Genomic DNA, 25,937 nt, shown 5'->3' on the forward strand with positions numbered 1-25,937 from the left:
TGATCAGCCCAGCTTGATACCCATGGGGTCGGCAGTGAGGTAACCCACGGCGGCACCAAAGCGGTCTTTGTAGTTGGCGCGCACCAGGGGGTCCAGCGTGGCCTGCACCTTGCCATGCAACTTGGGCAACCAGTCACCGGGGTGCTGGAAATTGGTGGTGATGTAGGTCCAACCGTTCAGATCATCCACCACGCCCAGGCCAGTAGCTTCAGCGCCGGAGGGCATCGACATCAGGCGACTGAGGTGCTTGGTGTCGACGTTGTAGGCCCACACGAAGTTGTTGACGTGGGTGCTGCTGTCTTCACCGATAAACAATGTGCGCAGTTTCTCGGAGAATTTCAGGTTATCGGGGTTGGACACTTTGTCGGGGTTGGCCAGGTTGCCCAACGCATCCGGCGCAATGTCTTCACCCACGAACAAGGCACGGGTTAGCGCTGGCACCCATTCGCTCTTGATGGCCGCACCGCTCTGGTCCAACTGGCCGCCAGTCAGGCTGTGGGCCATGACGCCACCGGCGATCAAGGCTTTGTCCAACCCAATGCCGCTGGCCGCGTCCCAGCCTTTGCCGGTTTTGACCATTGAGTCCTGCATGTTTTGCAGTGCCGAATAGGCCACTTTGTCCTTGATGTTGAGGGTGGTGCCTTCCATCTTGGAGAAGCCCATGCTGCCACCCATGAGGTAGGCGTAGCGCTGGGTTTCCAGGAAAGCAGCCGCCTTTTCCATGCCGGGCTTGACCTTGATCCAGTTGACATTGCCGTTGTAAAAAATCTTGGTGAAACTGGCATCACCCGGGTCAGTTTTATGCACCGTCATGATGTCTGTGGGTTTCACGGTATTTGCCAGTTTTTCAATCTCGTCGCTGCTTGCATGGCCCAGCTTGATCCAACTGAGCCGGGTGGCCGGCGCGGCGGGGTCGATGGAGAAGCCGCTGCCGAGTTTGGCCACATACAAGGTACCGGCGGACAGAGTTTTTTCCTTGTCGGCAACGAACATGAACAAGCCGCTGTTGGTGGCGTCGTTGCCCATCAAGGCGGTACGGTTGTCAGGCATGACCTGGATCAGCTCATGCGAGAGGCGACCCATGCAATAGTGCTTGGTCAGCATGCCGCTGCCATCGGGGTTCACGGTCACTTCCGGTTGGTGGCCATAGTGGTACGGATTGGCGATACTTTCATCACCAAAGAGGTTTTTGCTGAAGGCCTTGAAGACCTTGTTCTCCGATACAAAGAAGGCATCGGGTTCGTACTCTTCACTGGACAAATGGGTATTCCAGGGAGACAGGCTGGAGCCGCAGGTGATCCACAGGCCCTGCGCTTGCGAGGTATCCACGTTGTGGTATTTAACCAAGGTGAGCTTGCCTGTGGTCGTGTCTTGATCCAGAGTCAGCACGGCAATGGGCGACGGCAGCATGCCGTAGGTGTCCATACCGCTCTGGTCGGCATTGGTGTATTCGAACTGCACCACGGCAAAAACAGCCTTGCCCTTGATACCCTTGACAGTGGTGGTCGGCAGTTGCAGCAGCGAAGTGCCATCCGGACAGTCCGAGAAGAATTGGCGCTCTTTGCCCGTCACCGATTTATCGATGACGGGTTTGTTCAAAATGTCTACATAACCACCTGCCAGCATCGTTCCACCCTTGCCATCCGGCACCTGGTCACCCGTCAGGAAGAAGGGCTGGTAGGCCAGCTTATAAGCGCGTGTGGTGCCGTCCTGCAAAGTCACCTGAAGGCTGGAGGCCACGGTAGTGGTTGCCATGGCTGCCGGGTTCGCCAGCGAAGGCGCCGCCATGGACGAGAACACCGCAGAAGCAAACGGCGCTGTTGAAAACGCTGCACCAGTGGCAGCTGCAGTTGCACAACCCGACAACAGTGAGCTGGCGCCCATCACACCCAAGGGCAACATGGGCGCAGCGGCGATGAATTTGAGTGCGGTACGACGCGAAGGTTGGTCTAGTTGTGACATGGTCTGTGGTTCCGGAATGAGATGAGTTGCACCACCTATCCTAAAAAAACTGTGTGACAGATTCATGACGAACGCACGACACCGAGCGAGCGGCACCCATCGGGAATGGCGTCCAGTAGCAGGCCAACGTACGTTGGCGCACAGACGCTTCGCTCACAAAACTTCAGACTGCGACCACCGTACGACGCTTTTTTGCGATCGTCAGGTTGCAGGCTGGAACTCGGCTTGCGCGTGCATGCGGTGTCTCTTATCCGTTGGTCAGGAAAACTCAATGAACAAGTCCGAAATCTATTTCAAGCAATTCAAGTGGTGTGCTCCACTTTTAATCACCGCTTTGGCGACAGGATGTGGCGGAGGCGGTGGCGGGCGAGACCCCATCCTGGGCACAGGCAACGCTTCACCGGTGTTCACCGCCCAGTCCATCAAAGACGTGATCGCGCCCCGCATTATTGGCACTGGGGCGTACCCTTCTGGCAATGCACAGAGTGGCGCCACCAACGTTCCAACTAACCGCGCAATCACGGCGGTGTTCAGCGAGGCGATGAATCCCGCAACGATCATTGCAGCCAACTACATACTGAGTTGCGCCTTGCCTTGCGTCGCTCCAGTTGGCAATGTGAGCTATGCGGCCAATAGTCGCACCGCCGTGTTTACACCCGCCAGCACGCTCAAGCCCAGTACCCTCTACACCGCAACCATCAAGACGGGTGCCCAAGACCTTGCAGGCAACCCAGTGGCCAGTGACTACATCTGGAGCTGGACAACCGACGTGGGACCCGACGCTACGGCACCCATTGTCGCTTCAACCAACCCGCCAGACCTGGCGACAGGCGTTTGCACCAGCCAAACGATCAACGCCACCTTCAATGAGCCCATGGACCCGCTTTCAATTACCCCGAGCACGTTTCTGCTGGCGGTAACTGCAGGCGTCCCGGTCACTGGCGTGGTTTCTTATGATTCCCAGACCAATGTCGCATCCTTCAACCCGGCTGCCGACCTTACGGGCCCACCGGCAACCAATTACACAGCGACCGTGAAAGGTGGTGCCAGCGGAGTCAAAGACCTGTCTGGCAATGTGCTGGCGGTCGATAAGGTTGTGACCTTTACAACGGCCGCAGCAGCCTGCACATCACCTGTTATCAAGCCAGTGGCGCTGGGTGCTGCAGCATCGTTCGGCACATTTGGTGGCAGTGCTGGGATGACCAGCCAGGGGCTGCTCACCGTGATCAATGGAAACATAGGCACGACCGCTGTATCCACAAAGGTCACTGGTTTCCATGATGCTGGGCCGGGTTGCACGTACACGGAAACGCCACTAAATGTAGGGACTGTCAACGGCCTGATCTATACCGCTGCACCGCCGCCCACGGTCGCCTGTCCTACTGAAGGCACTGCGAACACCTTCGTGATTGCCTCGCAAGCCCGTGCCGACGCATTGACGGCATATAACGCATTGGTCGCAATACCGAACGGTGCTAACGTTGGCGGCGACTTGTCCCACTTGACTCTTGTTCCCGGCGTTTATAAAGCACCCGCTGGATCGTTCATTATTCAAGGCAACAATAGTGTCGAAAATTTGACACTGGACGCCAAGGGTGATGCCAACGCGGTCTGGGTATTCCAGATGGCTACCACACTCACTGTGGGGGGTGCATCAATAGCGGAATCCCGAAGCATCACCCTTATTGGTGGTGCACAGGCCAAAAACGTCTTCTGGCAAGTCGGTAGCGCTGCGACCATCAATCCAGCCGGCGGCGGAACCATGGTGGGAACCATCATTACCCAGGAGGGTGCAGTTTTCTCGACAGCAGGGACTCCGCCCATCTTGACTCTCAATGGCCGTGCAATTTCACTGGGTGCCTCCGTGACACTGGTCAACACTGTCATCAATGTGCCCCAGTAAGACTTGAAGCCTTCCAGCAAGCTCACCTTTTAAAAACAATTCACCGGTATCCCAAAGCGTTTTGGGTGCCGGTGACTCCACTTGGAGAAGAACATGAAATCACGTAAATCGAAATTGGCAACTACCTCCGGCACGATGGGCTTGATGGCTCTGGCAGTGCTCGCTACGCCGCTGGCGTTTGCCGACGATGCAGGCTGGTACGGCGGTGCGAGCGCAGGCCGGTCCAGCGCAACCATTGACGACGCCAGAATTACCAGCGGACTGCTGGGACAAGGGCTGACAACGAATTCAATCGCTGATCGCGACCGTGACACTGGCTACAAGGTCTTTGGCGGCTACCAGTTCAACAACAATTTTGCACTGGAAGGCGGCTACTTCGATCTGGGAAAATTTGGCTACACCGCCAATACAACGCCGCCCGGCACGCTGAGTGGTGACATCCGGCTCAAGGGCCTGAACCTGGACGCCGTTGGAACCCTGCCGATTACGGAAAAACTGTCCGTTTTGGGTCGTGTAGGCGTGAACTACACCGAAGCATCCGACGCGTTTACCGGAACCGGTGCTATCAGCGTGCTCAACCCCAACCCCAGCAAGAGCGAGGCAAACTACAAGGTCGGACTGGGACTTCAGTATGCATTCACCGAAAACCTGGCCATGCGTGTCGAGGCCGAACGGTACCGGGTCAACGATGCGATTGGCAACAACGGCCATGTGGACCTGGTGTCCGTGGGCCTGATCTACCGCTTCGGCGCCAAGTCACCGACACCCGTGCCCCGTGCAGCTGCACCCGAGCCCGTTCGTGAAGTGGTTGCCGTAGCGCCGCCTCCGCCACCACCACAACCCGTGGCAGTTGTTGCGCCACCGCCCCCGCGCTTCGAGAAGTTCACGCTGTCGGCCAATGAACTGTTTGGTTTTGACAGCGCTGAACTGCACATGCCACAACCCAAACTGGACGAAATCGCAGCTGAACTGGGCAAGCATGGCGAGGTCGGCAGCGTCGACATCAACGGCTATACCGATCACCTCGGCACGGCCAAATACAACCAGAAATTGTCAGAGCAGCGTGCGAACGCGGTCAAGAACTACCTGACCAGCAAAGGCATTGATCCCGCGCGCCTGAAGGCGCAAGGCTTGGGCGAGGCCAACCCCGTGGTCGTGTGCACCGAGAAGAAACGGGCCGCCCTGATCCAGTGTCTGGAGCCCAACCGCCGGGTGGAAGTGGAGAAAATCACGATTGAACGCCGCGTGATGTAAAGCGTGGTGTAAATCCTCTGGATTTGCAGCATCTCAAATCGGAGTGAGCTTGGCCACGCTCAGAGCCAGCCACTTCGTGCCATGACGCGGAAAATTGATCTGCGCACGGGCGTCGTCCCCAGCACCCTCCAGCGTCAAGACGGTGCCCTCGCCAAACTTGGCGTGGAACACTTTCATGCCCAGACGCAAACCGTGGGCAGACTCCTCCTTGCGGACAACTTTTTGACAAAAAGAGCCTGTAGCCCCCGCGGAACCTGCGTAGCCAGCTCCTGAATTCATAGCAAAATCTGAACCTGACCCGGCATTCCATCCCCGGCCGATGTTTTGATTTTTGGGCGTCAGCCACTTGAGCGACGCTTCTGGCAGCTCTTCAAAAAAGCGGCTCTTGAGGTTAAAGCGCGTCTGCCCGTGCAGCATGCGCGACTGCGAGTGGCTCAGGTACAAGCGTTTGCGGGCGCGGGTGATGGCCACGTACATCAGGCGGCGTTCTTCCTCCAGACCCTCACGGTCGTTCATGGAGTTCTCATGGGGGAACAAGCCCTCTTCCATGCCCGTGATGAACACACAATCAAACTCCAGTCCCTTGCTGGAGTGCACGGTCATGAGCTGAATGGCATCCTGCCCGGCCTGGGCCATGTTGTCGCCAGCCTCCAGCGCTGCGTGGGTCAGGAAGGCCACCAAGGGGGACAGGGTCTCGCCGGTGTCGCCAAAGTCATCTGCGGGTGCTTCACTCATCTGCGCGGCGCCGACGCTGGTGACGGGCTCGGCAGAGTCGGAGAAATCCATGCCCTGGCTGGCCGGGCTTTGGCTCAGCGGGTTGGCTGCGCCTGCCAGCATGGCAGCGGCATCACGGCCGAAACCTTCCTGCATGACAAAGCTCTCGGCGGCGTTCACGAGCTCTTCCAGATTCTCCACCCGGTCGGCGCCTTCACGCTCGGCCTTGTAGTGCGCCATGAGGCCGCTTTGTTCCAGCATCAGCGACATGATGTCGCGCAGATTCATGTCCACCGTCTGCTCCCGCAGGATGTCTATCTTGGCCACAAAGCCCGCAATCGCCGCGCCCGCCCGCCCGGTCAGGGTGCTGACCGCATCGTGCAGAGAACAACCGGTGGCGCGGGCAATATCCTGCAACTGCTCGATGCTGCGCGCGCCGATCCCACGCGCCGGAAAGTTGACCACGCGCATGAAGCTGGTGTCGTCGTTGGGATTTTCCAGCAGCCGCAGGTAGGCCAGTGCGTGCTTGATTTCAGCCCGCTCAAAAAAGCGCAGCCCGCCGTACACGCGGTAAGGCATGGCCGCATTGAACAGTGCAGTCTCGATCACCCGGCTTTGGGCGTTGCTACGGTAGAGCACCGCAATCTCCTTGCGCTCGAATGCTGGTTCCGTTCCGTTGTCGCGCACGAGCTGCTTCATCTCCTCCACCATCCACTGCGCCTCGGAAAAGTCCGTGGGTGCCTCGTACACCCGCACCGGTTCGCCTGGGCCCTGGTCGGTGCGCAGGTTCTTGCCCAGACGCTTGCTGTTGTGGCTGATGAGGGCGTTGGCCGAATCCAGAATATTGCTGTAGCTGCGGTAGTTTTGTTCCAGCTTGATCTGGTGCTGCACATGGAACTCGCGCACAAAGTCGGCCATGTTGCCCACACGCGCACCGCGAAACGCATAGATGCTCTGGTCATCATCGCCCACGGCAATCACGGCCCCCCCCACGGTATCGGGACTCGCGTTGGCGCCCTGTCCGGCCAGCATTTTTATCCAGGCGTATTGCAGCTTGTTGGTGTCCTGAAACTCGTCGATCAGAATGTGGCGGAATCGCCGCTGGTAGTGCTCGCGAACCGGGTCATTGTCACGCAGCAGCTCATACGATCGCAGCATCAACTCGCCAAAATCGACCACGCCTTCGCGCTGGCACTGCTCTTCGTAGAGCTGATAAAGATCGACCTTTTTACGCGTCTCGTCATCGCGCACTTCCACCATGTTGGGGCGCAGCCCATCTTCCTTGCAGCCCCCAATAAACCGCTGCAACTGCTTGGGGGCAAAGCGCTCGTCGTCATCAGTCACACCGAACTGCTTGCACATGCGCTTGATGGCGCTGAGCTGGTCTTGCGTGTCCAGAATCTGGAAGGCCTGCGGAAGGTTGGCCATCTTGAAATGCGAGCGCAGCAGGCGGTTGCACAGCCCGTGGAAGGTGCCAATCCACATGCCACGCACATTGATGGGCAGCATGGTGCTCAGTCGGGTCACCATTTCCTTGGCGGCCTTGTTGGTAAACGTCACCGCAAGAATGCCGCCAGGCGACACATAACCGTTTTGCAGCAGCCAGGCAATGCGCGTAGTGAGCACCCGCGTCTTGCCGGATCCGGCACCCGCCAAAATGAGCGCGTGTTCAGCGGGTAGCGTGACGGCTGTGCGCTGCTCGGGGTTAAGGTTGGAAAGCAGGGGCGACAACGAAGCGTCTGAAGAGGCAGGGGTAAAGAGCATGCCCTGATTGTAGAAAGGCAAATGGGTTTTCAGGTTTTGTATACAATCGGTCACCGGGCCCAAGCAATTGGGACCCGGTTTTTTTATGGCCGGTTCCAGTCCAAGCGCCCAGTGTTTGAAGATTTATCTTGAAATGGGAATAAGGAGCTTGGGCCATGGAAATTTTTGACTACGACAACATCCTGCTACTGCCACGCAAATGCCGTGTGGAAAGCCGCTCGGAATGCGATGCCAGTGTGGAGCTGGGCGGACGCCGATTCCGCATCCCCGTGGTTCCCGCCAACATGAAGACGGTGGTCAGCGAGTCGATTTGCATCTGGCTGGCACAAAACGGTTACTTTTACGTGATGCACCGCTTCGACTTTGACAACGTGCAGTTCGTCAAAGACATGAAGGCCAAAGGTCTGTACGCCTCCATCTCGCTGGGCGTCAAAGCACCAGACTACGCCACCGTGGACACCCTGGTTGGCCTGGGACTGGTACCCGAATACATCACCATCGACATCGCCCATGGCCATGCCGACAGCGTGAAGAACATGATCGCCTACCTCAAGGAAAAGCTGCCCGCGAGCTTCATCATTGCCGGCAACGTGGCCACGCCCGAAGCAGTGATTGATCTGGAAAACTGGGGTGCAGATGCCACCAAGGTGGGCATTGGCCCCGGCAAGGTGTGCATCACCAAGCTCAAAACGGGCTTTGGGACAGGCGGATGGCAACTGAGTGCGCTGAAATGGTGTGCCCGCGTGGCGACCAAACCCATCATTGCCGACGGCGGTATCCGCGAGCATGGCGACATTGCCAAGAGCATCCGCTTTGGCGCGACCATGGTCATGATTGGCTCGATGCTGGCAGGCCACGAAGAGAGCCCTGGCCAGACCGTTGAGGTGGACGGCAAGCTGTACAAGGAATACTACGGCTCGGCCAGCGACTTCAACAAGGGGGAATACAAGCACGTGGAAGGCAAGCGCATTCTGGAGCCCATCAAAGGCAAGCTGGCGGAGACCATGATTGAAATGGAACAGGATGTGCAAAGCTCTATCAGCTATTCCGGTGGCAAGAAGCTGATGGACATCCGTAAGGTGAACTACGTCACGCTGGGTGGCGACAACGCAGGCGAACATCTGTTGATGTAGGAGCTTTGATGAAAATTTCGGTTTTAGGCATTGGGTTGATGGGCTTTCCCATGGGGCGCCTGTTGTGCGCGGCCGGGCATGAGGTCCATGTTTGGAATCGGACACTCGCGAAGGCGCAGCGCCTGGCGGCTTTCGGTGCAGTGGTGCATGCCACACCGGGCGAGGCGGTCAAGGATGCTGACCTGGTCATAACGCTGCTGGAGAACGGCGGCGTGGTGGGCCAGGTTCTGTTTGACCTCGGAGCCGCTGCGGCCATGAAGCCCGGTAGTCTGCTGATCGACATGTCATCCATCAAGCCGATGGAAGCGCGCGACCATGCCGCGCGCTTAAGTGAAATGCACATCGACTATCTGGATGCACCCGTTTCTGGTGGCACGCTGGGTGCAGAGCAAGGCACGCTGGCGATCATGGCCGGAGGAAAAGTCGCCGATTTCGAGCGTGCTCTACCTGTGCTGAAGGTCTTTGGCCGCGCCACCCATGTGGGCTCTACCGGCGCGGGGCAACTGGCCAAGCTGGCGAATCAGATGATTGTTGGAATCACGATCGGCGCCGTTGCTGAGGCCTTATTGCTGTGCGAGCGCGGCGGTGCAGATATGGCCAAGGTCAAGGAAGCCATCACCGGGGGCTTTGCCGACAGCCGTATTCTGCAAGTGCACGGCCAGCGCATGGTGGAGCGTGACTTTGCGCCCCGGGGACGCATGTCAGTGCAGCTCAAAGACTTGCGCAATGCACTGTCAACAGCCCATGAAATCGGTTTCGATGCCCCCATTACCCAGCTGTTCGAGCAGTTGTACGCCCAAGGCATTGATCACGGCCTGGCCGACCTGGACCATTCGGGACTGTTTGTGGAGCTGGCAAGCCGCAATGGCCTGACCTGAGATCGCCAGACAAAAAAAATAGGCCCTCTTGCAGGGCCTATTTTTGCGAACCGATTCGAACCCCTGTTCGCTATCGGCCAGTCAGTCGTCAGACTGGATTAGTCAAACGTGCGTGCGGCACGCTTTTTGGCGTCACGTGGCACAAACACCTTGCCAGCATTGCCGGGCTTCACACCCATGGGCTTGCTGAATGCCGGCTTGCGAGCGGCGAAGTCCGCACCGCGGGGAGCTGCGTCAGGACGACCTGCGCCAGCGAAACGGTCGTTAAAACCACCCTTGCGAGCGTAGTTGAATCCGCCGTTGTCGCCACCGTCGCGTGGGCCGTTGTCACGGGGACCATTGTCGCGATTGAAACCACCATCACGGTTGCCGCCGAAGCCGCCACCATTATTCTGGTAATTGCCTGGTCCTGCGTCACGGGGAGCGCCACCATTGCGGTCGCCGAAGCTGGGGCGTCCACCGCCACCGCCATCACGGTTACCGCCGCCGAAGCTGCGGGGTGCGCGGTCAGCATTGTGGCTACCACGGCCGCCGAAGCTGGCACCGGTTCCAGGACGTGAGTCAGGGAAACGCTGCTGTGGCTCCAAGCCAGGAATGGTTTCGGACTTGAAGTGTTGACGGGTCGTCGCTTCGATGTCGAAAATCTTGCGACGATCACGCACTTCAGCAAACGTGACTGCCAGACCATCGCGCCCGGCGCGGCCTGTACGACCAATGCGGTGGGTGTAGTCATCGGCCTTCATCGGCAAGCCGAAGTTGAACACGTGGGTGATGGTGGGCACGTCAATACCGCGGGCAGCCACGTCGGTAGCCACCAGAATTTGCACCTGGCCTTGGCGCAGGGCCATCAGGCGACGGTTACGCAAACCCTGGCTCAGGGCACCGTGCAGGGCGACGGCATCAAAGCCTTCTTGCTGCAGATCGTTGGCCAAGCCATCGCACTCAATCTGTGTGCTGGCAAAAACGATGGCCTGGTTGATGGTGGTATCGCGCAACCAGTGGTCCAGCAACTTGCGCTTGTGGTGGGCGTTGTCGGCCCAGAACAGCACTTGCTTGATGTTGGCGTGTTTTTCGGTTGGGCTGTCAATGGTGATGCGCTGTGGCTCACGCATCACGCGGGCAGCAAGCTGCTGAATGCGGGGTGCGAAGGTGGCGCTGAACATCATGGTCTGCTTGCGGCCGATGGTGAGCTGGTTGATTTCAGCCAGATCGTCGGAGAAACCGAGGTCGAGCATGCGGTCGGCTTCGTCCACCACCAGGAACTGAACCTGGTCCAGCTTGATTTGCATGGAGCGTTGCAGGTCCAGCAAACGGCCGGGAGTAGCCACCACCAGATTGGCGTTTTGCAGCTTGGCAATTTGCAGCTGGTAAGGCATACCGCCGACGATGTTGGCGATGCGCAGACCGCGGCAATGTTGCACCAGGTCAATCGCATCATTGGCAACTTGCTGAGCCAGTTCGCGGGTTGGGCACACGATCAGTGCGCCAGGCGCTGGCGCCTTGAAGTTACGCACATTGGTGGGGTCTTTGCGCTTGGGGCGCTTGGGAGGTGCCTCGCCCTTGGCTACGGCTTCAGCCACTTCGCGTTCGAACGCAGCACGCTCGTCGATTTCCGCTTGTGCCAGTTGCTTCAGCAGGGTGTGCAGCACGGGCAACAAGAAGGCGGCGGTCTTTCCGCTACCGGTCTGGCTCGAGACCATCAAGTCGATGAAACGGGTGGCTTGCTGGTCAGCGTTTTCGCTTGGCAGCGCCAAAGGAATGGTTTTGAGCTGAACCGTTGTAGGCTGGGTATAACCCAGGTCTTTGACGGCGTGAACCAGCTCGGGAGCCAGGCCCAGCAGGACGAAGCCATTCGGCAATTCGGGGGCGGCTTCAACGGCGTCAACCGCATCGGCAGAAACCAGTTCGGCAGCGATGCCAACAGGGGTTTCTTGCACTGCGAGATCAGCAGGAACAATAGTGGAAAGGGTTTCGTCAGGCGCAAAAGCGCCCGACACTGCGAAAGCGTCAGTCATGGTTTTACTCACACGCGAGTGCCACAGGGTATGCGACTGCTCCGTCAATGGTTAAAAAACATCAACCATCAAACGGAACCTGCGGCGAATTCAATCAGCGCTTGGGGCCCAAATAGGCGGACCCGATGAATGAAGGGAGATGTGCAATATGCGCCACTGTTTGTAGCGCAGCCTCGAATTATGGCACGGATTCGGGTTTCTACCTAATTAGATCGCAATTTAGGGAAATCAATCCAGTTTCAAGAAGTGCTGGCGGTAGTGTTCCAGCTCATCAATCGACTCATGCACATCGGCGAGTGCAGTGTGACGCTGCTGCTTCTTGAACGATGCATAGACCTCGGGACGCCAGCGTTTGGAGAGCTCCTTGAGCGTGCTCACGTCCAGATTGCGGTAATGAAAAAACGCCTCCAGCTTCGGCATGTACTTGACCAGAAACCGGCGATCCTGCCCGATGGAGTTGCCGCACATCGGCGAACCATTTTTAGGCACGTATTGGCTCAGAAAAGCAATCAGCTCCTCCTGGGCCTGCTCCTCATCCATCGTGGAGGCCTTGACCTTGTCAATCAGCCCGCTCTTGCCATGGGTCCCCTTGTTCCAGGCGTCCATCTGGTCCAGCAGGGCATCAGTTTGATGAATCACCAGCACGGGACCTTCAGTCCTGCACTCCAGCAGGGGACCGGTGACAACCACTGCGATTTCAATGATGCGTTCGACCTGCGGGTTCAGTCCGGTCATCTCGCAGTCGAGCCAGACGAGGTTCTTATCTGATTTGCTCAGAGGGGTGTTGTTTTCTGCCATGGCTTGGATTGTCGCCGATGGCCTAAACTCTGGCGCCATGACAGAACTCTTCACCAGCGCCTCCGCGTCCCTCACAACCACCCTGGTTTTCGCATTGACTCTATCTGTGAGTCTGATGTTGAAATTCTGGCTGGCCACACGGCAAATTCGCCATGTGGCGACCAACCGCAACGTCGTACCGGCAGCATTTGCAGCCAAAGTCACCCTTCATGCACACCAAAAGGCGGCTGACTACACCGTGACCAAGGTACGGTTTGGGCTGATAGAACTGGCTTGGGGCGCCGCGATTGCCCTGTGCTGGACCTTGCTCGGTGGCCTGTGGCTTTTGAATCAGCTGCTTGTCGATTGGATGGGAACCGGTGTTGCACAACAAGTCGCTCTGTTGGCCGCCTTCATTGCCATCAACGGTTTGCTGGATCTGCCGTTCACGCTGTACCAGACCTTTGTTATCGAGGAGCGATTTGGCTTCAATAAAACCAGCTTCGCCCTGTGGCTGCAGGATTTTGGAAAGTCGCTTGTGCTGGGTGCCGTAATCGGTCTGCCGTTGGTGGCGCTGGTCGTGTGGATGATGGGCGCGACCGGGCCTTGGTGGTGGCTGTGGGTGTGGGGCGTGTGGATGGGGTTCAACTTGCTGATGCTGCTGGTGTACCCCACCTGGATAGCACCCTTGTTCAATAAATTCCAGCCCTTGAAGGACCCTGACATCCAGACCCGGGTGACGCAGCTGATGGCCCGTTGCGGCTTTCAGTCCAAAGGGTTCTATGTGATGGATGGCAGCAAGCGCAGCGCCCATGCCAATGCTTACTTCACCGGATTTGGTGCGTCCAAACGCGTGGTGTTTTATGACACGCTGCTGGCCCAACTGGCCCCATCCGAGGTCGACGCGGTATTGGCGCATGAGCTGGGACACTTCAAACACCGGCACGTCATCAAGCGGATGGTCGTCATGTTTGGCATCAGTCTGCTTGGGTTTTTTGTGTTGGGTTGGGTTAGCCACCAGGCCTGGTTTTTTACTGGCTTGGGGGTCGCCCCCAATCTGAATGGCGCCAACGATGCACTCGCCCTGCTGCTCTTCATGTTGGTATTGCCATTGATGGGCACGTTCATGGGTCCTCTGATGGCACAAATGTCGCGGCGGGACGAATTCGAGGCCGACGCCTACGCGGTTCAGCAGACAAGTGGCACGGCCCTGTCCAGCGCATTACTGAGGCTGTTTGAAGACAATGCATCCACCCTGACGCCAGACCCGATTTACGTCAAGTTTTACTACTCGCACCCGCCCGCAACCGAGCGACTGGCACGGCTGCAAACCCCTGCTACTGCAGCCTGATCCGGATCACACTTTGAAACAAAATACCCCTCCGGCCCCCGCCAAACGTGCGTTGACCGCTACACAAGTGATAGCACAGCTCGCCCAGCTGGATAACTGGAAGCTGTTTGGCGATGGCCCTGATGTGGCTATTGAAAAGACGTTTCATCTCGGCGGCTATCTGGAGACCATGGCGTTCGTAAATGCCGTGGCGTTCATAGCCCATTCGCAGCACCACCACCCGGAGTTGCTGGTGCACTACAACCGTTGCAGTGTGCGGTGGTGTACACACGACGTGCAAGGTATTTCAACGGCTGATTTTGTGTGCGCCGCCAAGGTTGACGCACTTCTGACACAAGATTGAGCAGAGGTTCTACTTTGGCTACATCCCCCACTTTGGAAGCCGGTTTGGTCATTGCCGGGCACGGGCGCCACGTTTGGGTCGAGACACCTGATGGCCGGCGACTGATCTGCCACCCGCGTGGAAAAAAGAGCCAGACGGTGGTAGGTGACCGCGTGCTGTGGCAAGCCTCCGAAGACGAGGGCACCATCGAAAAGGTGCTGCCACGCAGCAATCTGTTCTACCGACAGGACGAAATCCGCACCAAATCTTTCGCGTCCAACCTGGACCAGATCCTGATACTGATTGCGGCCGAACCCGAATTTTCCGAAAGTCAACTGACACGTGCTCTGATCGCCGCAGAGGCCGAGCACATCCGCCCCATCATTGCGCTCAACAAGAGCGATCTGGCGGTACCTTTTGACAAAGCCTGGCAGCGACTCAAGGTGTACCTCGACATGGGCTACACGGTGCTGCCCATGGCATTGAAGCCACGCGGAGACAGCGAGGCCAACCCCGAGCACCATCTGGATGCAGTGCTCAAGGGAAAAACCACCCTGGTGCTGGGACCCTCCGGATCGGGCAAGAGCACCCTGATCAACCGCCTGATTCCGCAAGCGCAGGTGTTGACCAATGCCATATCCACCGCGCTCAATTCCGGCAAACATACGACTACCAGCACCACCTTGTACTGGGTGGACGATGCCAAGACAACTGCAGTAATCGACTCACCGGGATTTCAGGAATTTGGCCTGAACCACATCGAGCCCATGCACCTAGCGAGTTTGATGCCCGATATAAAAGCCCATGCGTCGGATTGCAAGTTCTACAACTGCAGCCATCTGCACGAACCGGGGTGCGGGGTCATTGCTGCGCTGCAACCGGCATCTGAAGCTTATTCAGTCGCCAGCCCCGATCAAATCAGCGCGAACCGCTACAAAATATATAGCGACCTGTTTGCTGAACTGTCCCAGAAGCGCTACTGATCAGCTTCAGAATTCCCCTTGCAACCTCAGCCCAGGAGGCGTGCCAGCGACAGCAGCGCGAGAAACACCATCCACATCACGACCGTGCGCCAAACCAGGCCGACGACCGCCCGCAGGTGGAGGGATTGCGGCGTCTGCCCAGAGCCTGCACGCTCCCGCGATCCCAGCTGAACATTGACGGCTCCAGACGTCGCCGCCAGGATGACACCGTCAGTGTCTCCAGGGAATTTGGCTTCATGTTGACGCCAACTGTCCACCGCCTCTTCAAAACTGCCGACAAATGCAAAGCCGAGCGCTGTGATGCGGGCAGGGACCCAATCCATGGCGTTCCAGGCCGTATTGGCTGCCAATTGCAGCGAGGCACTCACCGGAGTTCCGGAAGGGTGCGACGGGCGATTGACGTATTGAACAAAATACCCGGCAACCCGGTATAAAACGGCACCAGCGGGTCCCAAACCCAGCGCAGCCAGCAGGGCATACCAGGCGAACACGCCAAAGACATGGCGATGGGCGCTGAGTACGGAGTACTCGATGACGTGCCGCACGATCTCGCTGCGTGGAAGCGTGCTCGCATCGATGCGCATCCACAGCGCGAGGCGCTCACGCGCAAGGTCTTCATCTCCCGCGTCCAGCGCGTCCCGGATTTCCGTGAAGTGGTGGCTGAACTGACGAAAACCTAGGGTCGAATACAGAATGACCACACTCCAGATGATTGCAGCCACCCAGCCCAGTGACCACACCAGTAACCAGTGCAGTGCAAAGACCAGCAAGGCGGGCGTTGCCACCGCAACCCACCATGCCAACCAGCCATGGAATGGCATTCCCGCATCCAGATTCCGGATGACCCAGCGAACCCAGTTTCTTACGCCGTTGTGAACAGGATTCACCTGTGCCAGTGGCCTCGCCTGCTCCAGCAGTAGCGCCAATAAAATGGAAATGAAACTCATAGGTCAATCATAGCGACCCGAATTGCCGAGAGCGTAGGCTGAACCCTCAGTTCCATAGCCGAACCTCAATCCAGCAAAAAGCGGTAGAAATTACGCAACATTCCTGCCGTTGCACCCCAGATATAGCGCTCGGTTGTTCCGTCCTGGTACGGAATGGACAGCCATTCGCGCCGTTGCCCCGCCCATTCGATAGCGTGGCGACGGTGGTTAGCCGGATCCATCAGGAAATTCAGTGGCACCTCAAAGATATCTGCGACCTCATGGGGATTGGGTGAGATGGCAAACCCAGGGCGCACCAATGCGACCACCGGCGTCACGATGAACGCACTGCCGGTTGTGTAGATTGGCAGATCGCCGAGCACATCAACAAAGCGGCGATCCAGACCAATCTCTTCCTCAGCCTCCCTGAGGGCCGTCACCGTGGCACTGGCATCTTCCGGATCGGCCTTTCCACCAGGGAACGCAACCTGCCCCGAGTGACTTGAAAGATGTTGGGTCCGCTCGGTTAGCAGCACCGTCAATCCCTGCTCACGCATAACCATGGGAATCAGCACCGATGCATGAACAGGAACCCGCTCGGAAAAGCGTGGCTCTGCCAACAACTCGGGTGTCCACGCATGCGCGGTGGCAAACCGAAGGACCATAGCCATGGGTTGCAGAGATTGCGGGCGCACCTTTGGCAGATGGTCGTCAATGCCGACCACTGGAACGCTATGCGGATCAAAAACCGGGAATTGGGTCATAAAAAAACCGCCACAAGCTTGCGCCGGGCGGTTTCTGTTCAATACAGAACGTCTTATTTTGCGCCAGCTGTTTTCTTTGCTGGCAATTTTTCTTTGATACGTGCCGACTTGCCGCTGCGATCGCGCAGGTAGTACAGCTTGGCGCGGCGCACATCACCACGGCGCTTGACTTCGATGCCTGCAATCAGGGGGCTGTAGGTCTGGAACGTACGCTCAACACCCTCACCGCTGGAAATTTTGCGAACGATGAAGCCGCTATTCAGACCGCGATTGCGCTTCGCAATAACGACGCCTTCGTAAGCCTGCACCCGCTTGCGGGTACCTTCAACGACGTTTACGCTGACAACGATGGTATCGCCGGGAGCGAATTCGGGAAGGGTCTTCCCAAGACGAGCAATTTCTTCCTGCTCAAGAATTTGTATCAGATTCATGATTTCCTTCGTGATCGTGTATGCGCCAGCACCGAAATGGCACCAATCAAGCACAAGGCTGATCTGGCCGTACAGAGGATCGATAAGCCTTCTATTATAGCAAGCTCAACTCGACTGTGACAATGCCGATTCGTCTTTTGGCCCCAGATGCCCTACCTTTCGGGCGGCTTCCAGCAAATCGGGGCGGTGCAAGGCTGTGAGTTGCAAGCGCTGGTCACGCCGCCAACGCTCTATCTGTTCATGGTGTCCGGACATCAGAACCACTGGGACTTTTTCGCCCTTCCATTCTTCAGGACGGGTGTAATGCGGGCAATCCAGCAGACCGTCCAGAGCCGGATTAAAGCTGTCAAATTGATGGCTGTCGGGGTCTGACAACACACCTGGCTGCAATCGCGCCACAGCATCCAGCAAGGCCATGGCGGCCACTTCCCCACCGGAAAGAACGAAATCACCGAGACTGATCTGCTCATCGACACAGGAATCAATAAACCGCTGATCGATCCCTTCGTAGCGGCCGCAAATCAAGATGGCTCCCGCGCTACTGGACCACCGCTGAACTGCAGCGTGGTCCAACCGCTTCCCGATTGGGGAAAACAGAACCACCGGCGCCCCATCTTTGCGCGCAGCCTTGATTTCTTCAACGGCCTTGGCCATCGGCTCCGCCATCATGACCATGCCCGGTCCACCGCCAAACGGACGGTCGTCCACCCGGCGGTAATTGCCACTGGCAAAGTCACGGGGATTGGAAAGATGCACGTCCACCTGACCTGATTCGAAAGCACGTCGGGTAATGCCCGTAATCAGGAACGGAGCGAAAAGCTCCGGGAATAGCGTAACCACATCAAAGCGCATGCGCCGTTGGCTCAGTAGTCGGACTGCCAGTCAACGCGAATACGTCGTGAGGCCAGATCAACATCATCAACATAAGCGGCAACAAAGGGAATCATTCGTTCACAGACTTTGTCGTCTTGCGCATACTCCAGCACCAGTACCGTTTGCGCGCCCGTTGACAGCAATTCTCTGACGGAACCCAGCGACTCATCCTGACGGTTGACCACGTCAAGACCAATCAAATCAACCCAGTAATACTCGTCCTTGGCCGCAGCGGGAAAACTCCCTCGCGACACAAAGATGCGCGCGCCGCGCAAAGCTTCAGCGGCGGAACGGTCGTCCACGCCCTGCGCGCTTGCGACCACAGACCCGGAGTGATCCTTCGCCTCTTTGACAGCCAGCTTCATGGTCCCGTCAAACGTTTTCAGACCTCTTTCGGTCGGAAGAAGAAACCAGGTCTTGGATGAAAAAAGCGCCTCAGGATGGGCGCTATAAGGCAGGACCTTGAACCAGCCCTTAATACCCCACGCGTCCGCAATTCTCCCGATTTCGATGGCATCGGCTGGCAGTGCAGCAGATTCGAGTCCGGGTAGCGTGGGCATAGGGCATTTCATGTCAAACGCTCACGCATAGTGAGCGCCTGACACTTTTTTGATCAAGCAGCTTTTTTAGCAGCCTGGTTGATCAGGCGTTCCACCGTGGGAGAAGCCTGGGCACCAACACCTCTCCAATACGTCAGACGATCCTGAGCGATACGGATGCTTTCTTCGTTGGCTGCGGCGATGGGGTTGTAGAAACCAATACGCTCGATAAAGCGACCATCACGGCGTGTGCGCTTGTCAGCCACAACAATATTGAAAAACGGGCGTGCTTTTGCACCGCCACGGGCGAGTCGAATGACGACCATGATTTATCCTTTGGGTGGCGGAAATTTCTTTCAACCATTAAATTCAGAGTTGAGACACGCAACTGACCACCCGGCCAGTGACACTTTGAATAGCTTTCCATTATAACCTTTAACCAGTCCATGACCAAAATTCGCCCAAGCGTTGATGCCGATATCAATGACATCACTACAATTTATGCCCATCACGTGCTCCATGGGACGGGAACGTTTGAGACCACACCGCCCAGCGCACAGGACATGGCATCGCGTCGTTCGGATGTGCTGTCCAAGGGTCTGCCCTACCTGGTCCTCGAAGATGCCACAGGCGTATTGGGCTTCGCTTATTGCAATTGGTTCAAACCGCGACCTGCTTACCGCTTTTCGGCCGAGGACTCTATTTATCTGGCCCCAGCAGCACACGGCAGAGGGTTGGGCCGACTCATGCTTGAGGAGCTGATGGCACAAGCGGAGCGGGCGGGGGTGCGAAAATTGATCGCAGTCATTGGCGACTCGGCCAACAAGGGATCCATCGGGGTGCACCGGACGTGCGGCTTCAGCCACGTTGGCGTACTCGCCGACTGTGGCTGGAAGTTTGATCGCTGGCTGGATGTCGTTCTGATGGACAAAGCCCTCGGCATGGGCAGCACCTGCGCTCCGGCACAATCAGTGGAATGAAAAATAAAACCGTTGCGACCTGGCTTGCATTTGTCGGTGGGCCCATGGGGCTTCACCGGTTCTACCTGTGGGGCAGGTCCGACCGCCTGGGTTGGCTGTTGACAATACCGACTCTGATTGGCTTATACGGCGTACTGCGTGCACGGGAGTTCGGCCTGGATGATCAATGGAGTTGGGTATTGATTCCCCTGTTGGGATTTACGATGGCTGGATGCGCGCTCAATGCCCTTGTTTTTGGCCTCATGGACGTCGAAAAATGGAACAGGCGCTTCAATCCGGATGCACCTCTGGATGCGGTCGAGGGTCGGACCAACTGGCTGACCGTGGGAGCGTTGGCCACGTCGCTGTCGATTGGAACGACGGTTCTAATCGCCACCATCGCTTTCAGTTTTCAGCGCTACTTCGAGTATCAGGTGGAAGCGGCTCAACAGATTTCCCAGCCAGAAAGCGCTAAAAAATCTGGAGACTGATCCAATAGGCAACAGCAGCAACGAATGCACTGGCAGGGATGGTTAAAACCCAGGCCCAGACTATGGTGCCAGCGACGCCCCAGCGGACGGCGCTGGCGCGCTGGGTGGAGCCTACGCCAACAATGGCACCTGTAATCGTGTGTGTCGTCGACACGGGAATACCCAGCGCAGTAGCCAGAAACAGGGTGATCGCGCCACCGGTTTCAGCACAAAATCCACCCACTGGTTTAAGTTTGGTGATGCGCTGCCCCATGGTTTTGACAATCCGCCACCCTCCAAACATGGTGCCTGCGCCTATCGCGGTGTAGCAACAGACAACAACCCACATAGGCGGCGTTTTGTCTGCCGCCGCGGTATAACCAGTGGCGATCAGCAGCATCCAGATGATGCCAATGGTTTTCTGGGCGTCATTGCCGCCATGCCCCAGGCTATAGGCACCGGCGGACACCAACTGCAAACGTCGAAACCATTTGTCCACGCGCGACGGCCGTGATCGGCGAAAGACCCAGGCGACGATCAGCATCATCATGGACCCGAGCAAAAAACCCAGTAGAGGTGATACAAAAATAAAGGCCACCGTCTTGAGAATACCTGCTGAAACCAGTGCGCCCGCGCCCGCCTTGACGATCACGGCTCCCACAATGCCTCCAATCAAGGCGTGCGATGAACTGCTGGGAATGCCGTAGTACCAGGTAATGACGTTCCAGGTGATGGCACCTACCAAGGCGCCAAACACAACATGGGTGTCAACAACCCCCGGCTGCACAATACCTTTGCCCACCGTAGCCGCAACGGACAGGTGAAAAACGAAAATCGCGACCACATTGAAAAATGCCGCAAAAAGAATAGCCTGCCCCGGCTTCAAAACGCCAGTTGACACCACGGTGGCAATCGAATTGGCGGCATCATGAAATCCATTCATGAAGTCAAACAGAAACGCCAGAACCACCAGCAAAATAACCACCCACAAGGACGCTTGTACGGTTTCCATCGTCGTGTCGCCAGCCAGATCAGGAGTTTTCGAGGACGATGCCCTCAATGACGTTGGCTACGTCTTCGCATTTGTCCGTAATGGTCTCCAGCAACTCGTAGATCGCCTTGAGCTTGATGACTTCACGCACATCCGGCTCTTCCCGAAACAACTTGCTCATGGCCGTGCGCATCACGCGATCTGCGTCTGATTCGAGTTTGTCGATTTCTTCGCATGTCTTCAAAGCGGCCTCGGCGGTGGATTGATCCGCAATATTTCCCAAAAGCTTGACCGCATCACGCAAACGCTCGCAGCACTTGACGCTGAGGTCCGTCAGGCGGGTGATTTCTTCCGTCATATGGCGCACGTCGTACAGCGCCATTGTTTCTGCAGAGTCCTGGATCAAGTCCGCTACATCGTCCATTGTGTTGATGAGCGTGTGAATCTGCTCGCGGTCAATCGGCGTGATGAAGGTGATGTGAATGGCTTTATTGCATTCATGCGTCACACGGTCGGCGGCACGCTCCGCATCGTCGACTTCCTGGTTGTATTTGGCCCGCAAGTCCAGGTCGTTGTAGTTGGCAACCAGTTTGGAAAATGCATGGGCTGCCTCCACAATCCGATCCGCATGCTGATTGAACATCTCAAAAAAATTGCCCTCTCGGGGCAAAAGCTTTCCAAACAGCATCGCAAACTCCTAACCAAGAAATGTGTCAATAATCTGACCGTTTTGTGACTGCAGGCAGTTTAACCGCAGGCGCTCAAAGAGGGACCATGACCCCAATCAGCTTCTAAAAATAAAGTACACCGCGCCCACCATGCACAGCCCGGCCCAGAGATAGTCCAGCTTGAACGGCTCATCCATGTAGAGCATGGCAAAAGGCACGAACACGCTGAGTGTGATGACCTCCTGCAATATCTTGAGTTGTGCTACTGAAAAGCCGGCCTGCTGAAAACCAATGCGATTGCCCGGCACCTGCAACAGGTACTCAAACAGCGCAATGCCCCAGCTGACCAGCGCAGCAAGGTACCAGGGAGCAGTCGCCATATTCTTGAGATGCCCGTACCAGGCAAACGTCATGAAGACGTTGCTGGCAATCAGAAAGCAAACCGTTTGCAGTGAAAAAGGGAGTGCAGCAAGAAAATTCATACGCTGGATTATCCGTTGCACCAATAAAAAAGCTCCGCAGCTTTCACTGCGGAGCTCGATCCAGACGACCCTTCGAATCGTCAGAATCAGACGATGCCGTCTTCCTTGACGGTCGCAGCGATTTCCGTGAAATCTGCGATCTTGTCGAAGTTCAGGTACTGGTACACCTTGTCGCTGGCAGCCGTCAACACGCTCATGTCGGTCATGTATTCTTCCTTGGTCGGAATACGACCCAGCTTGGAACAAATGGCTGCGAGCTCGGCCGAGCCCAGGTACACATTGCTGTTCTTGCCCAGGCGGTTCGGGAAATTACGGGTGCTGGTGCTGAACACGGTGGCACCCTCTTTCACCTGCGCCTGGTTACCCATACACAGGCTGCATCCCGGCATTTCCATGCGGGCGCCAGCACTGCCGAGAACACCATAGTGACCTTCGTCACTGAGCTGTTTGGCATCCATCTTGGTGGGCGGAGCCATCCACAGTTTCACGGGGATGTCGCGCTTGTTTTCCAGCAGCTTGGAGGCCGCACGGAAGTGACCGATATTGGTCATGCAGCTGCCGATAAACACTTCGTCGATCTTTGAGCCCGCAACGTCAGCCAATGTCTTGACGTCATCCGGGTCATTCGGGCAGGCCACGATAGGCTCGTGGATGTCGGCCAGATCAATCTCGATCACAGCGGCATAGTCTGCATCTGCATCGCCTTTGAGCAATTGGGGATTGGCCAGCCAGGCTTCCATAGCCTTGATACGGCGGTTGATGGTGCGCACGTCCGAATACCCCGTCGCAATCATCCACTTGAGCATGGTGACGTTGCTATTGATGTATTCAATGATGGGCGCCTTGTCCAAGTGCACGGTACAACCGGCAGCCGAACGCTCAGCCGACGCATCGCTCAACTCAAACGCCTGCTCCACCTTCAAATCAGGCAGACCTTCAATTTCCAGGATACGGCCCGAGAAAATATTGACCTTGCCCTGCTTGGCCACCGTCAGCAAACCGGCCTTGATGGCGTACAAGGGAATCGCATTCACCAGGTCACGCAGGGTGATGCCCGACTGCAACTTGCCTTTGAAACGCACCAGAACACTCTCAGGCATATCCAGCGGCATGACGCCGGTCGCGGCACCAAAAGCCACCAGACCGGAGCCAGCAGGGAAGCTGATGCCGATTGGGAAACGGGTGTGGCTGTCGCCGCCAGTACCGACGGTGTCAGGCAACAACATGCGGTTGAGCCAGCTGTGGATGATGCCGTCGCCAGGACGCAGGGGAACACCGCCGCGGTTGCTCATGAACTCGGGCAATTCGTGGTGCATTTTCACGTCAACCGGCTTGGGGTATGCCGCGGTGTGGCAGAACGATTGCATGACCAGATCGGCGCTGAACCCCAAGCAAGCCAGGTCTTTCAACTCGTCGCGGGTCATGGGGCCGGTGGTGTCTTGTGAACCGACTGAGGTCATCTTGGGCTCACAGTAGGTACCGGGGCGAACGCCCTGCCCTTCAGGCAAACCGCACGCGCGACCCACCATCTTCTGTGCCAGCGTGAAACCCTTGTGGGTGTCGGCTGGATTGGTGGGCAGGCGGAACAAGGTGGAAACGGGCAAGCCCAGTGCTTCACGGGCCTTGGCAGTCAAGCCGCGACCAATGATCAGCGGAATACGGCCACCGGCGCGCACTTCGTCAAACAGCACGTCGCTCTTGACTTTGAACTCGGCGATCACCTTGCCATCCTTGAGCGCCTTGCCGTCGTAAGGACGCAATTCGACCACGTCGCCCATGGCCATCTGGCTCACGTCCAACTCGATTGGCAGTGCGCCAGAGTCTTCCATGGTGTTGTAGAAAATCGGGGCAATTTTGGAGCCCAGGCAGACGCCACCAAAGCGCTTGTTCGGCACAAAGGGAATGTCTTCCCCCGTGAACCACAGCACGGAATTGGTGGCTGACTTGCGGCTGGAACCGGTACCGACCACGTCACCCACATAGGCCACCAAGTCGCCACGGGCGCGCAGGTCCTCAATGAACTTGACCGGGCCACGCTTGCCATCCTGCTCGGGCGTGACGCCAGGTCGCGCGTTTTTGTGCATTGCCAGCGCATGCAATGGAATGTCGGGGCGGCTCCAGGCGTCAGGCGCAGGGCTCAGGTCATCGGTGTTGATTTCACCGGCGACTTTAAAAATACTGACGGTGATGCTTTGTGGCACTTCGGGGCGGCTGGTAAACCATTCGGCATCGGCCCAGCTTTGCAGCACGGCCTTGGCGAAAGCATTGCCCTTGTCGGCTTTTTCCTTGACGTCATGGAACTGGTCAAACATCAACAGGGTTTTCTTCAGGCCTTCTGCAGCTTGGGCGGCCACGACAGCGTCGTCCAGCAAGTCCACCAGGGGGCTGATGTTGTAGCCACCCAGCATGGTGCCTAGCAACTCGGTTGCACGTTCACGCGAGATCAAGGAACATTTTTCACTGCCATGGGCTACAGCGGCCAGATAACTGGCCTTGACCTTGGCCGCATCATCCACACCGGCGGGGACGCGGTGGGTAATGAGGTCCAGCAGGGTCGCCTCTTCGCCAGCGGGCGGGGACTTGAGCAGCTCAATCAACTCTGCGGTCTGCTTGGCAGACAAAGGCAGCGGGGGAATACCCAGTGCGGCACGTTCGGCCACATGGTCACGGTAAGATTGCAACATGGTAATGACTCCTTCTAAAACAACAAAAATTTCTTGAATTTCTACGGCCGCACGAAATACATCCGCACGGGCTCTGGCAGGACACACCCAGTCTGGTGCGCACGCTCCAAGACCTGCCAAAAATACCGAAAACTGGCACGGTCATGCAGTTTGCCTTTCACGGCAATAGGCGCCCAATCCTGTCTACTGGCTTCAAGCACAATGTGTGCCGCCAAATCCAACGCTTCAGCAGACGGCGTGAAGGCCGCCAAAATGGGCCTGATCTGACTGGGATGAATGCTCCACATGCGGGTGTATCCGAGCGCGGTGGCTGCCCTGCGGGCAGACCGCTCCGTCGTCATGGCATCGCGCAGATCCGTGACAACACAGTGCGAAGGTACTTTGCCATAAGCATGGCAAGCACTGGCAATTTCCGCTTTGGCACGGACCACGAGCGGGTGGTGAAACTGGTCGAGTGTGTTCGTATCGTCCGCAGCGCGAACGTCCATTGCCGTATGGGGAATCGCCCCGCCATGGGAAGACACAAAATCCATCAGCCCAAAGCTCAGGGACTGCACCCGTGGATGTGATGCAATCTCGAACGCCCGGTGTACTGCGTGGGGCGACTCGATCAGTACATGCAAAGGCAATGCATCTGCACGCTGCTTGGGCGGTACCGCGGCATCCACTGCAGCCAGTGCGCGCTCCACATCGGCGAGCGATTCCACTTTGGGAATCATCACGTAACTCAGGGACTGCGCCGCGCCGCCAACCACGAGCTCCACATCCGCTTCAAAAGCCGGGTGGTCTACCGCGTGAAGCCGGACACCAATCCGGCGCAACGGCCCATTTGCTATCAAATTAGTAGCTGCTTGCGCAGCATTGGCAAGGGCTACGACCCGATTTGCCTGCTCTCCCTCGCCACCAGCGGGCGCCCCGTCTTCGCAGTCCAGTGTCACGTCGAAGACGCAGACACCGAACTCCTCCATCATCTCTGCCTGCAATTGCAGGCTTTTGATCATCCGCGCTTCGACACCGCTGTAGTGGTCGCATACGGGCAGCAGGCCCGCAGCACCCTGTGCGCCGAGAAGAACGTCACGCGGATGTTCCACTGT

Annotated in this window: 24 protein-coding genes; 9 read left to right on the plus strand and 15 right to left on the minus strand. The window is 57.4% G+C overall.

What is annotated here, in order from left to right; genetic code table 11:
- Positions 1–3 precede the first annotated feature (3 nt).
- Complete coding sequence (locus AC097W_RS11410; protein ID WP_479602676.1) at positions 4–1,962, minus strand: PhoX family protein; 1,959 nt, start codon at positions 1,960–1,962, stop codon at positions 4–6.
- 271 nt (positions 1,963–2,233) lie between these two features.
- On the opposite strand from AC097W_RS11410, the gene AC097W_RS11415 reads away from it, so the two are divergent.
- Complete coding sequence (locus AC097W_RS11415) at positions 2,234–3,865, plus strand: ice-binding family protein (RefSeq protein WP_479602677.1); 1,632 nt, start codon at positions 2,234–2,236, stop codon at positions 3,863–3,865.
- A gap of 93 nt (positions 3,866–3,958) precedes the next feature.
- Entirely contained in the window at positions 3,959–5,119 is a 1,161-nt protein-coding gene (locus AC097W_RS11420) for an outer membrane beta-barrel protein (RefSeq protein WP_479602678.1), read from the plus strand.
- A 33-nt stretch (positions 5,120–5,152) separates the two neighbouring features.
- Here AC097W_RS11420 and AC097W_RS11425 read toward each other — a convergent pair whose 3' ends face one another.
- Positions 5,153–7,597: a UvrD-helicase domain-containing protein gene (locus AC097W_RS11425; RefSeq protein WP_479602679.1), complete on the minus strand. Its 2,445-nt coding sequence runs from the start codon at positions 7,595–7,597 to the stop codon at positions 5,153–5,155.
- 155 nt (positions 7,598–7,752) lie between these two features.
- Between AC097W_RS11425 and AC097W_RS11430 the strand changes: the two genes are divergently transcribed.
- On the plus strand, positions 7,753–8,730 hold the full coding sequence (locus tag AC097W_RS11430; protein WP_479602680.1) for a GMP reductase: 978 nt from the start codon (positions 7,753–7,755) through the stop codon (positions 8,728–8,730).
- Positions 8,731–8,738: 8 nt separating this feature from the next.
- On the plus strand, positions 8,739–9,608 hold the full coding sequence (locus AC097W_RS11435; RefSeq protein WP_479602681.1) for an NAD(P)-dependent oxidoreductase: 870 nt from the start codon (positions 8,739–8,741) through the stop codon (positions 9,606–9,608).
- Between the two features lie 98 nt (positions 9,609–9,706).
- Here the strand turns inward: AC097W_RS11435 and AC097W_RS11440 are convergent, their stop codons facing one another.
- Positions 9,707–11,623 (minus strand): DEAD/DEAH box helicase, encoded by a 1,917-nt coding sequence (locus AC097W_RS11440; protein ID WP_479602682.1) that lies wholly within the window; start codon positions 11,621–11,623, stop codon positions 9,707–9,709.
- A gap of 228 nt (positions 11,624–11,851) precedes the next feature.
- Positions 11,852–12,421, minus strand: coding sequence for an oligoribonuclease (gene orn, locus AC097W_RS11445; RefSeq protein ID WP_479602683.1), 570 nt, complete (start codon positions 12,419–12,421; stop codon positions 11,852–11,854).
- 37 nt (positions 12,422–12,458) lie between these two features.
- Between orn and AC097W_RS11450 the strand changes: the two genes are divergently transcribed.
- Genes AC097W_RS11450 through rsgA form a run of 3 tightly spaced genes read left to right on the plus strand, consistent with a single transcriptional unit; the run spans position 12,459 to position 15,056 of the window.
- Complete coding sequence (locus tag AC097W_RS11450) at positions 12,459–13,751, plus strand: M48 family metallopeptidase (RefSeq protein ID WP_479602684.1); 1,293 nt, start codon at positions 12,459–12,461, stop codon at positions 13,749–13,751.
- A 13-nt stretch (positions 13,752–13,764) separates the two neighbouring features.
- Complete coding sequence (locus AC097W_RS11455; RefSeq protein WP_479602685.1) at positions 13,765–14,094, plus strand: 4a-hydroxytetrahydrobiopterin dehydratase; 330 nt, start codon at positions 13,765–13,767, stop codon at positions 14,092–14,094.
- 14 nt (positions 14,095–14,108) lie between these two features.
- Positions 14,109–15,056, plus strand: a complete 948-nt coding sequence (rsgA, locus tag AC097W_RS11460; RefSeq protein WP_479602686.1) for a ribosome small subunit-dependent GTPase A — start codon at positions 14,109–14,111, stop codon at positions 15,054–15,056.
- 26 nt (positions 15,057–15,082) lie between these two features.
- On the opposite strand, the gene AC097W_RS11465 is transcribed toward rsgA, so the two are convergent.
- The 6 genes from AC097W_RS11465 to rpsP all read right to left on the minus strand — a co-directional run bounded on the left by AC097W_RS11465 (position 15,083) and on the right by rpsP (position 18,915).
- Positions 15,083–16,003 carry a cobalamin biosynthesis protein gene (locus AC097W_RS11465; RefSeq protein WP_479602687.1) on the minus strand — a complete coding sequence of 307 codons (921 nt, stop codon included), beginning with the start codon at positions 16,001–16,003 and terminating at the stop codon, positions 15,083–15,085.
- A gap of 65 nt (positions 16,004–16,068) precedes the next feature.
- Positions 16,069–16,746: a CoA pyrophosphatase gene (locus AC097W_RS11470; protein ID WP_479602688.1), complete on the minus strand. Its 678-nt coding sequence runs from the start codon at positions 16,744–16,746 to the stop codon at positions 16,069–16,071.
- 53 nt (positions 16,747–16,799) lie between these two features.
- A complete protein-coding gene (rplS, locus tag AC097W_RS11475) occupies positions 16,800–17,177 on the minus strand; it encodes a 50S ribosomal protein L19 (protein ID WP_479602793.1) in 378 nt (125 codons plus the stop codon).
- A gap of 105 nt (positions 17,178–17,282) precedes the next feature.
- Complete coding sequence (gene trmD / locus AC097W_RS11480; protein WP_479602689.1) at positions 17,283–18,029, minus strand: tRNA (guanosine(37)-N1)-methyltransferase TrmD; 747 nt, start codon at positions 18,027–18,029, stop codon at positions 17,283–17,285.
- Positions 18,030–18,040: 11 nt separating this feature from the next.
- On the minus strand, positions 18,041–18,610 hold the full coding sequence (gene rimM, locus AC097W_RS11485) for a ribosome maturation factor RimM (RefSeq protein ID WP_479602690.1): 570 nt from the start codon (positions 18,608–18,610) through the stop codon (positions 18,041–18,043).
- A gap of 53 nt (positions 18,611–18,663) precedes the next feature.
- A complete protein-coding gene (gene rpsP / locus AC097W_RS11490; RefSeq protein WP_479602691.1) occupies positions 18,664–18,915 on the minus strand; it encodes a 30S ribosomal protein S16 in 252 nt (83 codons plus the stop codon).
- Positions 18,916–19,035: 120 nt separating this feature from the next.
- Here rpsP and AC097W_RS11495 point away from each other — a divergent pair, with 120 nt between their 5' ends.
- Together AC097W_RS11495 and AC097W_RS11500 are read left to right on the plus strand one after the other, a co-directional pair.
- The gene (locus tag AC097W_RS11495; RefSeq protein WP_479602692.1) at positions 19,036–19,569 is read left to right on the plus strand and encodes an N-acetyltransferase family protein; all 534 of its coding nucleotides are present in this window, start codon (positions 19,036–19,038) and stop codon (positions 19,567–19,569) included.
- Positions 19,566–20,039: a TM2 domain-containing protein gene (locus AC097W_RS11500; RefSeq protein ID WP_479602693.1), complete on the plus strand. Its 474-nt coding sequence runs from the start codon at positions 19,566–19,568 to the stop codon at positions 20,037–20,039. Before AC097W_RS11495 ends, AC097W_RS11500 begins: the two co-directional genes overlap by 4 nt.
- On the opposite strand, the gene AC097W_RS11505 is transcribed toward AC097W_RS11500, so the two are convergent.
- The 5 genes from AC097W_RS11505 to AC097W_RS11525 all read right to left on the minus strand — a co-directional run bounded on the left by AC097W_RS11505 (position 20,020) and on the right by AC097W_RS11525 (position 25,934).
- Complete coding sequence (locus tag AC097W_RS11505) at positions 20,020–21,030, minus strand: inorganic phosphate transporter (RefSeq protein WP_479602694.1); 1,011 nt, start codon at positions 21,028–21,030, stop codon at positions 20,020–20,022. The genes AC097W_RS11500 and AC097W_RS11505 overlap by 20 nt on opposite strands.
- Positions 21,031–21,049: 19 nt before the next feature.
- The gene (locus AC097W_RS11510) at positions 21,050–21,697 is read right to left on the minus strand and encodes a DUF47 domain-containing protein (RefSeq protein ID WP_479602695.1); all 648 of its coding nucleotides are present in this window, start codon (positions 21,695–21,697) and stop codon (positions 21,050–21,052) included.
- A gap of 96 nt (positions 21,698–21,793) precedes the next feature.
- Positions 21,794–22,159: a DMT family protein gene (locus AC097W_RS11515; RefSeq protein WP_479602696.1), complete on the minus strand. Its 366-nt coding sequence runs from the start codon at positions 22,157–22,159 to the stop codon at positions 21,794–21,796.
- An 86-nt stretch (positions 22,160–22,245) separates the two neighbouring features.
- Positions 22,246–24,843, minus strand: coding sequence for a bifunctional aconitate hydratase 2/2-methylisocitrate dehydratase (locus tag AC097W_RS11520; RefSeq protein WP_479602697.1), 2,598 nt, complete (start codon positions 24,841–24,843; stop codon positions 22,246–22,248).
- A gap of 41 nt (positions 24,844–24,884) precedes the next feature.
- Positions 24,885–25,934, minus strand: a complete 1,050-nt coding sequence (locus tag AC097W_RS11525; protein ID WP_479602698.1) for an HpcH/HpaI aldolase/citrate lyase family protein — start codon at positions 25,932–25,934, stop codon at positions 24,885–24,887.
- Positions 25,935–25,937: the final 3 nt, after the last annotated feature.

This window comes from Rhodoferax sp. GT1R46, assembly GCF_056521285.1.